The organism is Pseudomonas sp. UF-293 (assembly GCF_058245595.1).
The window spans coordinates 32,778-45,744 of sequence record NZ_JBSICA010000039.1 but is presented as its reverse complement, the minus strand read 5'-3'; the positions used below and the strand labels follow the sequence as shown (position 1 = coordinate 45,744).

Sequence of the window (12,967 nt, the reverse complement as noted above, 5' to 3'; positions counted from 1 at the left end):
GGAATAGCTCAGTTGGTAGAGCACGACCTTGCCAAGGTCGGGGTCGCGAGTTCGAGTCTCGTTTCCCGCTCCAATTTCACAAAAACGCCGATCAGTGATGATCGGCGTTTTTGTTTGTGCGCGTTTTGTGGCGGAAATAAAAAAGGACCTTTTCTCAGGTCCTTTTTATGGTGAGCCCGGTCATCGGTAACCGGGCTCGGGCCGTGCTTACAGCTTCGGCAACTGCCCGACACGCCCCATCATTTCCGTGACGATCTGCAGATCCAGCAGGAATTGGTCGACGGTCTTGAATTCACCATCGGTGTGGCCGGTGTATTTGGCTTCCGGTCGCGCCAGGCCGAATTGCACGCCGTTCGGCAATTCGTGAACCGAAGTCGCGCCAGCGGAAGTACCGAATTCCGACTTCATGCCGAGGTTTTCGCTGGCCACGGCGAGCAGCGCCTTGACCCACTCACCTTCGGGGTTGCGATACATCGGTTCTGCCACCGAGTAATCGAACGCCACGGCAACGTGAGTCTTCTTGCTCCAGGCGTCCAGCTTTTCGGCGATCTCAGCCTTGAGCTTCTCCGGAGATTTGCCCTTCGGCACCCGCAGGTTCACCGCCAGTTTGAAGGTTTTGTCATCCTCACCGACGTAGGTCAGCGAAGTGGTCAGCGGCCCCATGAACGAGTCGGAGAAGCCCACGCCGAGTTTTTTGCCCAGGTAGTCCAGGCCCCAGTTGTCATCGGCATAACGCGCGGCGTCGGTGAACTGGTTGTGCTTGAGTGCGACTTTGCCGTCCAGGCTGTTGATGAAACTCAGCATTCGTGCGACCGGGTTGACGCCGGACTCGGGCTCCGAGGAGTGCGCAGAAACACCGGTGACGGTCAGTTTGACGTCCTTGCCATCAACCTTTGCCGCGACTTCGAAATCGCCGCCGTTGGCCTTGGCATAAGCGTCGCCGGCTTTTTGCAGACTGGTGGCGAGCTCGGCAGGCTTGGCGGTTACCAGCGTGACCACCGAGGCCGATGGGATCTGGTTGGTCGCTTTGCCGCCGGTCATCGAAACGATTTCCGCGCCGTTGCCTTCGCCTTTGCGTTTGGCAAAGTTGGCCATGACGGTGCCATAACCTTTCTCGGCAATCACCACCGGATAACCGCCGTCCAGCGCCATGTTGTAGTTCGGCGTCGGGTTGCGCTCGAAGTAATAAGGAATAGCGTCGCCGCTGGTTTCCTCGGTGGTGTCGACCAGCAGTTTGAAGTTGCGCGCCAGTGGCAGTTTCTCGTCCTTGATCACTTTCATTGCGTATAGCGCGACGACAATGGCGTTTTTGTCATCCTCGGTGCCGCGGCCGTACATGCGATCACCGATCAGCGTAACTTTGAACGGGTCGAGTTTGGTGCCGTCCTTCAGCACCCAGTTTTCCGGCGTCACTGGCACCACATCGGCGTGCGCGTGGATACCGACGACTTCGTTGCCTTTGCCGTCCAGAGAAATTTCGTAGACACGGTTATCGATGTTGCGGAATTTCAAACCGAAGGATTCAGCGAGCTTTTGGATCTCGCCGGCGATCTTGATGAATTCCGGGTTGTCGTGTTGCTCCACGCCATCCTTACGGAAGGTCGGGATCTCGACGAGTTGGCGCAGGGTTTCGAGTGCAGCCTTGCCGTATTTCACCCGGGTATAAATGCCCAGCAGACGATGAATTTCGTTTTGCTGTTCGGCGTTCAGGGTCTTGTTGTCGAGGAAGGCGCTGATGGACGGGTTGAGATTATCCGTCTTGGCCAGATCACTTTTTGCCAGGCTGCCCAGGAAGCTGCGGAAATCCGTCAAGCTCTTGCCGTCGAAGGATTTCAGGATTGCCGCGCTTTGCTCGGCAGTGATGTTGGCTTGTGCGGCACTGGTAAACGCGGTGAGGCTGGCCATGACGAGCGTGGCAGCGGCCAGTTTTTTCAGGGAAAAGACCATGGAACAGGCATTCCTTTGCAAAGGATTGGGAAATTATTTCTGACGCTTGCGACAGAAACATTTTGTAAACCTAACACTGCAAGCGCTGGGAGAGGGAGTCGTAAACATGATCTGTCGCACAGAAATGCAAAAGAGGCGCACTAATGAAAAAGTCCCGGCAGCTGCCGCCGGGACTTTTTTGGTGGGCTTACATCGACAGCATCAGGCGGCCGGCAAACAGAATCAGGATGACGCCCATGCTGCGCTCGAACCAGTGTCCAAGGCGCATGAACAGCAGGCGCACTTTGTTGCTGGAGAAAAACAGCGCGACGATGACGAACCACAGCGCGTTGACGAAGCACATCCACAATCCGTAGAACGCCTGGATCTGCAGCGGCGTGCTGGCGCTGATGATCGTGGTGAAAATTGCCAGGAAAAACAGCGTGGCCTTGGGGTTGGTGGCGTTGGTCAGAAAACCGGTGCTGAATGCCTTGAACAATGACTGTTCAACCAGCGGCTCATCGGCGGTTTTTTCGCCTTCGACGCTGCTCTTGGGTTTGCTGCGAATCAGGCTGACGCCCAGATAGAGGATGTAGGCCCCGCCGACCACTTTGGCCACCGTCAGCAGCCACGGTGTGGTGTGCATCAAGGCGCCGACGCCAAGCAGGGTATACAGCACGTGCACGGAAATCCCCGCGCCGATGCCCAGCGCGGTGCAGATGCCGACGAGGCGACCGAAGCGCACGCTTTGGCGAATGGTCACGGCGAAGTCCGGGCCGGGTGCAACCACGGCGAGAAAGTGGATGGTGGCCAATGCGAGAAACTCGCCCAGGTAATTGGAAAGCATGTCAGCTCCAGAAAGTCAGAGGGGAAGCATTGCCGCGATAGCCGACAAAGAACGACAGGCTCAAACGCGGGTCGGCCACGCCCGGTGTAACCGAGTGCATGCGCCGCGAATTGAACATGATGAAATCGCCGGGCTGGGGTCGCACTTCAAGCGCCGGCGGCCCCAGCAGCGACGGCTCGATGCCATAACTGTCGCCGCGCATTTCGTCGAATTGATCCGGGGTAATGTGGTCATTCCACATCTGCAGGGCGCCACCCTCGATGGGCATGTTCAGGTAGACGTTGCAGGCGAATTGCGCCTCGAGGCTGCGCGCCTGAAAACTGTCCGGGGCGTCCTTGGCGAAGATGTCGTGGTGAGCGAGAAAGCACACGCCGGGTTTGACCACGCGCGACAAGCCGACATACATCTTGCGCCCGTAGAGGTTTTCCAGATGCGCTCCAGCGGGCCAGGATTCGTCGAGCATGCAGCGCAAGGTGTCGATCGGCGAGGAGTAGGGCGCGCAGCGCTGGCGCAATTCGTCGATGTTGCGGGTGGCGCGTTCGAAGTAGTCCTCGATCAACAGCGGCTGGTTTTCCGCCTCGTAAAAGGCCATGCCGATACGGCCGATGCTCGGCGCGTTGATGTAGCCCTCAAAGCCCGGAGCGAGGATCTTGTCACCAATTTCGATCGCCAGCGGCTCGGGCAGAAAGCGTTTGACGCGGATGGCGAGGACTTCTTCGTTGGCCAGTTTTTTTATGCACGTCTCATCGAGACGCTCGACGTCTAGCATCATTTGTTTTAGGTCCATCTATCGATAGTCAACGGAACCGGCGAGTGCGGTTCCCCGGCGTCGGACGCTGCGCGATGGCAACGTCCGAAATGCTCAATCCACGCTGTAGTGGACGGACAACGTGCCTTTCTTCTGCGAAAGCGACGCGATCGTGACTGTGCCCAGATCCTTCAGGCTGCGTACGTGGGTGCCACCGCAGCCGTAGGCTGGAAGTTCACCAAAACTGATTTCCCGCGCGCCTTCGCGCAGTGAAGTCAGGCGCGGCAGATCGTGTTCGATCCACCGCTCGATGCCGGTTTGTACGGTTGGTGCATCGACTTCTTCAGCGCCATCACTTGGCTTGAATTGCACTCGACCTTCGTCCGGCCAGTGGTGTGCCTTGATCGGCATCCAGCCCATGGCCTGAATGAAATGGCCGATCAGGTGCCCGGCCGAGTGCATGCGTGTGTTGAAGCGGCGGCGCTCTTCATCGATGCGGATAGCGGTCATGCCCAGCGGCAGCGGGCGGTCGACGAAATGAACAATGCGCTCCGGTTCCTGCACCACTCGCGACACCTGACTCTCACCGATCCAGCCGGTATCGCAAGGCTGACCGCCGCCCTGCGGGTGAAACAGGGTGGCGCGCAGCACTACGGCGAATTCGTTCTCGTGGGGTGTGCAGTCGAGGACTTCGACATTCGCCTTGAGGTCATCACTGTGAAAAAACAGGCGAAGCGTCATATTCCATGCCCTGATCGAAGTTCTGTTTTTATTATATGAATCGTGCAATAACGTGATAATCCATCCCAACATCAAAGGACTTGTGCGTTGTGAGCATCAATCTTCCGCTGCCGCTGCTGGGTGAAATGGCGATTTTCGTCAAGGTCGTCGAGACCGGCAGCTTCTCTGAAGCGGCCCGGCAGATGGGTTCGTCACCCTCGGCGGTCAGCCGTAGCATTTCCCGCCTGGAGAAGGCGTTGGCCACGCGTTTGCTGCAACGTACCACGCGCAAATTGCGCTTGAGTGATGGCGGCGAAGAGGTGTTCAAGCGTTGCCAGGAAATGGTCAGCGCGGCCAGGTCGGTGATGGAAATCAGCGGCCAGTTCACCCACGAAGCCGAAGGTCTGGTGCGGGTCAGCGTGCCGAAAGCGGTGGGGCGCTTTGTGATTCATCCGCACATGCCGGAGTTTTTGCGGCGTTATCCCAAGGTCGATGTCGAGTTGTTGCTGGAGGATCGTCAGGTCGATCTGATCGATGATCACGTTGATCTGGCGATACGCATCACTGATCGCCCGCCGGCGGGTCTGGTCGGGCGGCAGTTGCTGACCATCGATCATTTGCTTTGCGCCACGCCGCAATATCTGGCCGAACATGGCACGCCGACGCATCCTCACGATTTGCTCAATCACAGTTGTATTTATCTGGGCGAAACGCCGAGCGATGCGCGCTGGAAATTCAAGAAGGGCAGCAAGGCGGTGACGGTCGGTGTGCGTGGGCGCTATGCCGCCAATCACACCGGCGTGCGGTTGGGAGCGGTGTTGCAGCACATCGGGATTGGCAGTCTGCCGTATTTCACGGCGCGTTATGCGTTGGAGCAGAAGCTGATTGTGCAGGTGCTGCCGGACTGGACGTTTCTGGCTTCCTATCATGGTGGGTTGTGGTTGCTGCATTCGCCGACGCGTTATCTGCCGCCGAAGTTGCGGGTGTTTATTGATTATCTGGTGGAGTGTCTGCAGAAGGAGCCGACGTTGGGCAAGCCCGGGAAGTCGGTGGGCGGGAGCAATGCGGCTGTGGCGTATGAGCTGCCGGAGAGTGAGGGGTTGCTTTGAGGTTTTTTGGGGGGGCTTGGCGGCCTTTGGGCCGACCAGGCTCTTGGGGTTTTGGGTGAATATCCGTTTCTGCGGGTGATGCGGATTACGGTTCCGCTCTTACAGCGGGTCACTTTTGCAGACGCCCAAAAGTAACCAAAACGCTTCGCTCCTGCGTTCGGCCCTCGCAGGCTCGGGTTCCTTCGCTGCGGGATCGATCCGGGCGCAGCGGCTACGGTTTGCTTCGCTGCACCTCCTTCCGCTGTGTCTGGCTGCGCCAGACGGTCGCTGCGCTCCCACGCCCGGATCAATCCCTCCACTCAGCCTTCCGACGTCGCTGGTGGATCAAGATCAAGAGCGGTACTCGAGCTAACGCTCATTGTGTTGAGTGGTGAACAGCGTGCGATTGGCTTGGGTTTTGTATTGGATTCGCCCCTCATCGGAACGCCGCCCGCCCAGCCCTCTCCCGAGGTGGAGGGGGCCGGTTTGTGGGTTGTTCGTAATCTGCATTCGACTCGGTAATTCAGGTCGACGTACCTCGTCCAAACAGCGCGGTCAGTCCTCTCTCCCTCCGGGAGAGGGCTAGAGCTAGGGGGCTTTTGATCTTGAAAAAAAGGCCCGCATGGAATCACCAGTGCGGGCCTTTTGATTACCTGTCGAAAATCAGTGCTTGCTGTCCTGCGCAGACATGGCCAGCAGTTGTTTTTCCTGGTTCCAGTCGAACGGTTCGTCGTTCTGTTCGGCTTCGTAGCGGCGTTCTTCGAGGGCCTGGTACAGGTCGATTTCTTCGTCGGAGAGGTAGTGCAGGCAGTCGCCGGCGAAGAACCACAGCAGGTCGCGCGGGATCAGGTGGGCGATTTGCGGGTAGCGGCTGATGACTTGGGTGAGGATGTCCTGGCCCAGGTATTGGCTTTCGATAGGGTCGATCGGCAGGGAGGCCAGCAGTTCGTCGAAGCGCTCGAGGAACAGGGCATGGCTTTCTTCGGGCACTTGTTCGGCCTCACCTACGGCGACCAGGATACTGCGCAGGTGGTCGAGCAACACGAGATGATCGGCAACGACGTTGGACACGAGATAAGTCCTCAAGAGCAAAACGGGCGCGGGAGTATAAAGCCCTCGCGCCGTTTTTTCACATAAACCGGGATCAGCGGACTTTGCCCGCTGCCTGGGTCAGTTCCTCTTTGGCGAAATCATCGACGTCGATCACCTTGCGGCGGGCCGCTTCGGCGTCGCGCAGGCTTTGCGCTTCGACGGCTTGCAGCACGCCGGCTTCCAGCGCAGCGTCGATGGCGTGTTCGCCGGCTGCCGGTTTGACCTGGCCGCTTTTCAGTGCGGTGTGGAGTTTTTTGTGCAGCGGTTGCGCGGCGTTGAGCAGGTCGCTGGCGTGTTGCAGCGCGCCCACGGCATCGTCCGCCGATTGCGGGCGGTAGCAGCCGGCGAGCAGTTCTTCCAGCGCCGGATCGCCTTTGGCGCGACCGATGACCGCAGCGACCTCGGCCCCCAGTTTGTCCGATGGGCCTTTGTGACGGCGACCGAACGGGAAGACGATGACCCGCAGCAGGCAGCCGAAGACCTTGTTCGGGAAGTTGCTCAGCAGTTCATCCAGCGCACGCTCCGACTGGCCGAGGCTTTCTTCCATGGCCCAGCGGAACAGCGGCTCCATGTACGCCGGCGAATCCAGGTCGTGATAGCGCTTGAGCGCGGCGGAGGCCAGATACAGGTTGCTCAGTACATCGCCGAGGCGTGCCGACAGGCGTTCGCGGCGTTTCAGTTCGCCGCCCAGCAGCATCATGCTGAAGTCGGCGAGCATGGCGAATGCGGCGGCCTGACGGTTGAGCGCGCGGAAGTAGCCTTGGCTGATCCTGTCACCCGGCGCATGTTCGAAATGACCGAGCCCGAGGTTCAGCACCAGTGTGCTGGCGGCGTTGCTGACGGCAAAACCGATGTGCTTGAGCAACAGGCCGTCGAATTCCTTGAGTGCCTGATCCTTGTCGTCGCGACCGGCCAGGGCCATTTCCTTGAGTACGAACGGATGGCAGCGGATCGCGCCCTGACCGAAGATCATCAGGTTGCGCGACAGGATGTTCGCGCCTTCGACCGTGATGAAGATCGGCGCGCCGTTCCAGCTGCGGCCGAGGTAGTTGTTCGGCCCCATGATGATCGCTTTGCCGCCGTGCACATCCATGGCGTGGCTGATGCATTCGCGACCGCGTTCGGTGAGGTGATATTTGAGTATTGCCGACAGCACCGAAGGTTTTTCGCCGAGATCCACCGCATTGGCGGTGAGCATCCGTGCGGCGTCCATCATCCAGGCGTTGCCGCCGATGCGCGCCATGGCTTCCTGGATGCCTTCGAAAGCGGATAGCGGCACATTGAACTGCTCGCGAATCTGCGCGTACTGGCCGGTGACCAGACTGGTGAACTTGGCGGCGCCGGTGCCCACTGCTGGCAGCGAGATCGAACGCCCCACCGACAGGCAGTTCATCAGCATCATCCAGCCTTTGCCGAGCATTTCCTGACCGCCGATGAGGTAGTCCAGCGGAATGAACACATCCTTGCCGGAGTTCGGGCCGTTCATGAACGCGGCGCCCAGCGGCAGATGACGACGACCGATTTCCACACCTGCGGTATCGGTCGGGATCAGCGCCAGACTGATGCCGAGGTCTTCCTCTTCACCGAGCAGATGCTCCGGGTCATATGCCTTGAATGCCAGGCCAAGCAGAGTCGCGACCGGGCCGAGGGTGATGTAGCGCTTTTCCCAGTTCAGGCGCAGGCCGATAACTTCCTGTCCTTCCCACTGGCCTTTGCAGATGATCCCGGTGTCGGGCATTGCGCCGGCGTCGGAACCGGCCAGCGGACCGGTAAGGGCGAAGCATGGAATATCGTCGCCACGGGCCAGGCGCGGCAGGTAGTGATTGCGTTGTTCGTCGGTGCCGTAATGCAGCAGCAGCTCGGCCGGGCCGAGGGAGTTCGGGACCATCACGGTGGAGGCGAGGTCGCCGCTGCGCGTCGCCAGTTTCATTGCCACTTGGGAGTGGGCGTAGGCGGAGAAGCCTTTGCCGCCGTATTCCTTTGGAATGATCAGGGCGAAAAAGCCGTGTTCCTTGATGTGCGTCCAGGCCTCGGGCGGCAGGTCCATGGACTGGCCGATCTGCCAGTCGCTGACCATTGCGCAGAGTTCTTCGGTCGGGCCGTCGATGAAGGCTTGCTCTTCTTCGCTCAGCTGCACCTTGGGATAGGACAGCAGTTTGTCCCAGTCCGGACGGCCGCTGAACAGCTCGCCGTCCCACCACACGGTGCCGGCGTCGATCGCGTCGCGTTCGGTCTGCGACATGGGTGGCAGGGTTTTCTGGAACCAGTTGAACAGCGGCGCGGTGAAATGTTTACGGCGCAGGTCGGGCAGCAACAACGGCGCAGCGACCACCGCCAACAGGACCCAGAAGACAAACAGCAGCCAGCCCGGCGCGTGACTGAAAATCCCCATGGCGACCAGATAGGCCGCAACGATGCCCAACGCGGGCAGCGGGGCGATGCGTCGATGGGCGAGATACGCCACGCCGACGATCAAAACCAGTATCCACAACAACAGCATATTCAGTCCTCCGTGAACCAAGGCAAATCGACCCTCCAGAGCTTAGACGGCATCTGCAAACAAGGGTGGTCAGAGCATGGTGATTGAAATCGTGGGAAACCCCGGATGGTTTTCGTAGGTTCGGTGGGCAACACGTGTGGGAAATCGTTCGTTGCTGCGCAGCTTTGCTTTCAGGTTTGGCCGAAACGTCGTTATCTCTGTGCTCAGGCTGTCGCTAGACTCGTGACTCATCCAGGAGATTGCCGTCATGCACGAGTATCTGAGCCCCGGCCGCTTCATCGATAGTGACCACCCGGCGGTGGTGGAGTTCGCCGAGCGGCATCGCGGTGCCAGTAATGAGCCGCGCGAGCAGGCGGTCAGTCTGTATTACGCCGTGCGCGAGGCGGTGCGCTACAACCCATACACCTTCAGTCGTGATCCGCAAACCCTGTGCGGCAGTTACGCACTGGCAGCGGGGGAGAGTTACTGCGTGCCGAAAGCCACGCTGCTTGCCGGTTGTGCGCGGCATTGCGGGATCCCGGCGCGCATCGGTCTGGCCGATGTGCGCAATCATCTGTCGACGCCGCGTCTGCTCGAGTTGTTGAAAAGCGATGTGTTTGCCATGCATGGCTACACCGAGCTGTTTCTCGACGGCCGCTGGGTCAAGGCGACGCCAGCGTTCAACCAGCAACTGTGCGAGTTGTTCAACGTCGCAGCGCTGGAATTCGATGGCATCAATGACAGTGTTTTCCACCCGTTCAACCGTGACGGCGCGCAGTTGATGGAGTATCTGCTCGATCACGGCCAGTTCACCGACGTGCCGGAAACCTTCTTCTTCGAGCACCTGCAAAAGTGCTACCCGCATCTGTTCAGTGAGCAGTTGCCGATGCTGCTGGGCGACATGCAGACCGATTTGAGTCGCACCTGATCCGGCGTATGCTGGCCGTCCACTCACTTGCAAAGAGGCGGTCATGCTGAAGATCTGGGGACGGAAAAATTCATCGAATGTCAGAAAGCCCTTGTGGGCTGCCGAGGAGCTTGGCTTGGCGTATGAGGCCATCGATGCCGGCGGCGCGTTCGGGGTGGTCGATACGCCCGAGTACCGCGCGATGAACCCCAATGGCCGGGTACCGGTGATCGAGGATGACGGTTTCGTGCTGTGGGAATCCAACGCCATCGTTCGGTATCTGCTGGCCAAATACGCCCCGGACAGCGCCTGGTATCCGGCGGATGCGCAAGCCCGCGCCGCAGCGGACAAGTGGATGGACTGGACCACTTCCAGTTTCGCCGGGCCGTTTCGCACGGTGTTCTGGGGTGTGCTGCGTACGCCTGCAGAGAAGCAGGACTGGAAGGCGATCAACGCCGCGATCAAGGAATGCGATGAACTGTTGAACATGGTCGATCACGCCTTGATCAGCCAGCCTTACCTCTCCGGCAATGACATCGGCATGGGTGACATCCCTTTGGGCAGCTTCATTTATGCCTGGTTCGAAATGCCCATCGAGCGCGCCCCGCAACCGCATCTGCAAGCCTGGTATGAACGTTTGAAGCAGCGTGCGGCCTATCAGAAGGCGGTCATGACCGCGTTGACTTGATAATTACTATCGACACACTTGACTGTACTTGTGCGGCGGCGGCAAGCACCATTGCGAACTTGCGCTGCGGTTGTTTCCCTCGCCGCCCGCCCTTATCTATTCCTTTCCTTCCTTCTTGGTGCGTAAATCCGATATGAGTTCCGCTCTGTCCATCCGGCAGCTAACCAAAACCTACGGCAACGGGTTCCAGGCCTTGAGTGGTATCGATCTGGACGTCGCCGAAGGTGACTTTTTCGCCTTGCTCGGCCCCAACGGCGCCGGCAAATCCACCACCATCGGCATCCTCTCGACGCTGGTCAACAAGACCAGCGGCACCGTGAATATTTTCGGCAATGACCTGGACAAGAACCCGGCGGCGCTCAAGCGCTCGATCGGCGTGGTGCCGCAGGAATTCAACTTCAACCAGTTCGAAAAGACCTTCGACATCGTCGTGACCCAGGCCGGTTACTACGGCATTCCGGCGAAAGTCGCCAAGGAACGCGCCGAGCAGTACTTGACCCAGTTGGGCCTGTGGGACAAGCGCGATGTGCCGTCACGTTCGCTGTCCGGCGGCATGAAACGGCGTCTGATGATCGCCCGTGCGCTGGTGCATGAACCGCGCCTGCTGATCCTTGATGAGCCGACTGCGGGCGTCGATATCGAGCTGCGCCGTTCGATGTGGACCTTCCTCACCGAGCTGAATCAGAAGGGCATCACCATCATCCTGACCACGCATTACCTGGAAGAGGCCGAGCAGCTGTGCCGCAATATCGGCATCATCGACCACGGCACCATCGTCGAAAACACCAGCATGAAACAGTTGCTGGGCCAGTTGCATGTGGAAACCTTTTTGCTCGACCTGAAACACGACTTGCACGCGGCGCCGCAATTGCTCGGCTACCCGGCCCGCTTGCTCGACGGCCATACCCTCGAAGTCCAGGTCGACAAATCCATGGGCATCACGGCGTTATTCACCCAGTTGGCGCAGCAGAACATCGAAGTGCTGAGCCTGCGTAACAAAACCAATCGCCTCGAGGAGTTGTTCGTGTCCCTGGTGGAGAAAAATCTGTCGAAGGTGGCGGTATGAGTTCCGAGTTCGGTCCCAACCTCGTCGCGCTGCAAACCATCGTTTACCGCGAGGTCAAACGCTTCATGCGGATCTGGCCGCAGACGTTGCTGCCGCCGGCGATCACCATGGTTCTGTACTTCGTGATCTTCGGCAACCTGATCGGCCGACAGATCGGCGACATGGGTGGCTTCACCTACATGGAGTACATCGTGCCGGGGCTGATCATGATGTCGGTGATCACCAACTCCTACGGCAACGTGGTCTCGAGCTTCTTCGGCAGCAAGTTCCAGCGCTCGATCGAAGAGTTGATGGTTTCGCCGGTGTCACCGCACACGATCCTGATCGGCTTCACCATTGGTGGCGTATTGCGCGGTCTGGCGGTGGGGCTGATCGTGACGATCCTGTCGCTGTTCTTCACCCATCTGCAGGTGCATCACCTCGGCGTGACCATTCTGGTGGTGGTACTGACCGCGACGATCTTCTCGCTGCTGGGCTTCATCAACGCGGTGTTTGCGCGCAACTTCGATGATATTTCGATCATCCCGACCTTCGTGCTCACTCCGCTGACCTACCTGGGCGGCGTGTTCTACTCGATCACCTTGCTGCCACCGTTCTGGCAGACCGTGTCGATGGCCAACCCCGTGCTGCACATGGTCAACGCGTTCCGCTACGGCATCCTTGGTGTCTCGGATATCCGCATTGGCATCGCCATTACCTTCATGCTGGTGGCGACCGTGGTGCTGTATCTCGGCTGTGCGCGGTTGCTGGTGAGCGGGCGCGGGATGCGTACCTGAAGCACGCGATATCGTGTAGGTCGACGTCCGACAACAAAAAGCGGCCTCCCATCGCGGAGGCCGTTTTGCATTCATTTCTGCCGACTTTGCTTGCGCCGTCGCCATTGCCGCGCCACCCACCAGCGCCAGTACAACATCACCAGAAAGTACGCGAGCACGCCCAGCACCAGACCGACAACCACCGAGCCGAGCAGAAACGGCTGCCACAGCGTCGACAGTTCGCCGCTGATCCATTCCCAGGTCAGCTCGTCCGGCAGATGCCGCGCCGGCACGTCCATCAGGAATGCCCCGGCCTGGTAGGTACAGAAGAACACCGCCGGCATGGTGATCGGGTTGGTCAGCCAGACCAGACTCACCGCGATTGGCATGTTGCCGCGCACCATCACCGCCAATGCCGCCGCTACCAGCATTTGCGCCGGTATCGGCAGGAACGCCGCAAACAGGCCGACCGCCATCGCCCGGGCGACCGAGTGGCGATTGAGGTGCCAGAGGTTCGGGTCATGCAGCAACTTGCCGAGAAAGCGTAAGGATTTGTGTTCCCTGATGCTCGTCGGGTCGGGCATGTAACGTTTGAATAAGCGCCGGGGCATAAGGCTTCTCGGTCGGTTAAGGCGGCAAGTATGTCTGGAT

General features: G+C 59.4%; 12 protein-coding genes. 5 read left to right on the top strand and 7 right to left on the bottom strand.

Going from position 1 to position 12,967, the window contains the following annotated elements; genetic code table 11:
- Nucleotides 1-207: 207 nt before the first annotated feature.
- From AC4IHP_RS25605 to AC4IHP_RS25590, 4 genes are all read right to left on the bottom strand, one after another.
- The gene (locus AC4IHP_RS25605; protein WP_490833049.1) at nt 208-1,947 is read right to left on the bottom strand and encodes a dipeptidase; all 1,740 of its coding nucleotides are present in this window, start codon (nt 1,945-1,947) and stop codon (nt 208-210) included.
- A gap of 187 nt (nt 1,948-2,134) precedes the next feature.
- Nucleotides 2,135-2,773 (bottom strand): LysE family translocator, encoded by a 639-nt coding sequence (locus AC4IHP_RS25600; RefSeq protein WP_016773667.1) that lies wholly within the window; start codon nt 2,771-2,773, stop codon nt 2,135-2,137.
- A gap of 1 nt (nt 2,774) precedes the next feature.
- Nucleotides 2,775-3,545 carry a 2OG-Fe(II) oxygenase gene (locus AC4IHP_RS25595; protein WP_490833048.1) on the bottom strand — a complete coding sequence of 257 codons (771 nt, stop codon included), beginning with the start codon at nt 3,543-3,545 and terminating at the stop codon, nt 2,775-2,777.
- Nucleotides 3,546-3,635: 90 nt separating this feature from the next.
- Nucleotides 3,636-4,262, bottom strand: a complete 627-nt coding sequence (locus AC4IHP_RS25590; RefSeq protein WP_490833047.1) for an alanyl-tRNA editing protein — start codon at nt 4,260-4,262, stop codon at nt 3,636-3,638.
- Between the two features lie 89 nt (nt 4,263-4,351).
- On the opposite strand from AC4IHP_RS25590, the gene AC4IHP_RS25585 reads away from it, so the two are divergent.
- Nucleotides 4,352-5,350 carry a LysR family transcriptional regulator gene (locus tag AC4IHP_RS25585; protein WP_460120764.1) on the top strand — a complete coding sequence of 333 codons (999 nt, stop codon included), beginning with the start codon at nt 4,352-4,354 and terminating at the stop codon, nt 5,348-5,350.
- Between the two features lie 642 nt (nt 5,351-5,992).
- Here AC4IHP_RS25585 and AC4IHP_RS25580 read toward each other — a convergent pair.
- Both AC4IHP_RS25580 and AC4IHP_RS25575 read right to left on the bottom strand, forming a co-directional pair.
- The gene (locus AC4IHP_RS25580; protein WP_039760212.1) at nt 5,993-6,400 is read right to left on the bottom strand and encodes a PA2817 family protein; all 408 of its coding nucleotides are present in this window, start codon (nt 6,398-6,400) and stop codon (nt 5,993-5,995) included.
- A 73-nt stretch (nt 6,401-6,473) separates the two neighbouring features.
- Entirely contained in the window at nt 6,474-8,921 is a 2,448-nt protein-coding gene (locus AC4IHP_RS25575; RefSeq protein WP_490833046.1) for an acyl-CoA dehydrogenase, read from the bottom strand.
- 247 nt (nt 8,922-9,168) lie between these two features.
- Between AC4IHP_RS25575 and AC4IHP_RS25570 the strand changes: the two genes are divergently transcribed.
- The 4 genes from AC4IHP_RS25570 (at nt 9,169) to AC4IHP_RS25555 (ending at nt 12,337) form a co-directional block, all read left to right on the top strand.
- Nucleotides 9,169-9,828: a transglutaminase-like domain-containing protein gene (locus tag AC4IHP_RS25570; RefSeq protein WP_460120760.1), complete on the top strand. Its 660-nt coding sequence runs from the start codon at nt 9,169-9,171 to the stop codon at nt 9,826-9,828.
- Nucleotides 9,829-9,871: 43 nt separating this feature from the next.
- A complete protein-coding gene (locus AC4IHP_RS25565) occupies nt 9,872-10,495 on the top strand; it encodes a glutathione S-transferase family protein (RefSeq protein ID WP_490833045.1) in 624 nt (207 codons plus the stop codon).
- 133 nt (nt 10,496-10,628) lie between these two features.
- The gene (locus tag AC4IHP_RS25560) at nt 10,629-11,561 is read left to right on the top strand and encodes an ABC transporter ATP-binding protein (protein WP_041479460.1); all 933 of its coding nucleotides are present in this window, start codon (nt 10,629-10,631) and stop codon (nt 11,559-11,561) included.
- Nucleotides 11,558-12,337, top strand: coding sequence for an ABC transporter permease (locus tag AC4IHP_RS25555; protein ID WP_460120756.1), 780 nt, complete (start codon nt 11,558-11,560; stop codon nt 12,335-12,337). The genes AC4IHP_RS25560 and AC4IHP_RS25555 overlap by 4 nt, the downstream gene beginning before the upstream one ends.
- Before the next feature lie 71 nt (nt 12,338-12,408).
- On the opposite strand, the gene AC4IHP_RS25550 is transcribed toward AC4IHP_RS25555, so the two are convergent.
- Complete coding sequence (locus AC4IHP_RS25550; RefSeq protein ID WP_434766380.1) at nt 12,409-12,927, bottom strand: DUF2062 domain-containing protein; 519 nt, start codon at nt 12,925-12,927, stop codon at nt 12,409-12,411.
- Nucleotides 12,928-12,967 lie beyond the last annotated feature (40 nt).

What these genes read in the sequence shown, in the direction of transcription:
- AC4IHP_RS25605 (WP_490833049.1), bottom strand. Translation starts at nt 1,947, where the DNA reads ATGGTCTTTTCCCTGAAAAAACTGGCCGCTGCCACGCTCGTCATGGCC.
- AC4IHP_RS25600 (WP_016773667.1), bottom strand. Translation starts at nt 2,773, where the DNA reads ATGCTTTCCAATTACCTGGGCGAGTTTCTCGCATTGGCCACCATCCAC.
- AC4IHP_RS25595 (WP_490833048.1), bottom strand. Translation starts at nt 3,545, where the DNA reads ATGATGCTAGACGTCGAGCGTCTCGATGAGACGTGCATAAAAAAACTG.
- AC4IHP_RS25590 (WP_490833047.1), bottom strand. Translation starts at nt 4,262, where the DNA reads ATGACGCTTCGCCTGTTTTTTCACAGTGATGACCTCAAGGCGAATGTC.
- AC4IHP_RS25575 (WP_490833046.1), bottom strand. Translation starts at nt 8,921, where the DNA reads ATGCTGTTGTTGTGGATACTGGTTTTGATCGTCGGCGTGGCGTATCTC.
- AC4IHP_RS25570 (WP_460120760.1), top strand. Translation starts at nt 9,169, where the DNA reads ATGCACGAGTATCTGAGCCCCGGCCGCTTCATCGATAGTGACCACCCG.
- AC4IHP_RS25565 (WP_490833045.1), top strand. Translation starts at nt 9,872, where the DNA reads ATGCTGAAGATCTGGGGACGGAAAAATTCATCGAATGTCAGAAAGCCC.
- AC4IHP_RS25560 (WP_041479460.1), top strand. Translation starts at nt 10,629, where the DNA reads ATGAGTTCCGCTCTGTCCATCCGGCAGCTAACCAAAACCTACGGCAAC.
- AC4IHP_RS25555 (WP_460120756.1), top strand. Translation starts at nt 11,558, where the DNA reads ATGAGTTCCGAGTTCGGTCCCAACCTCGTCGCGCTGCAAACCATCGTT.
- AC4IHP_RS25550 (WP_434766380.1), bottom strand. Translation starts at nt 12,927, where the DNA reads ATGCCCCGGCGCTTATTCAAACGTTACATGCCCGACCCGACGAGCATC.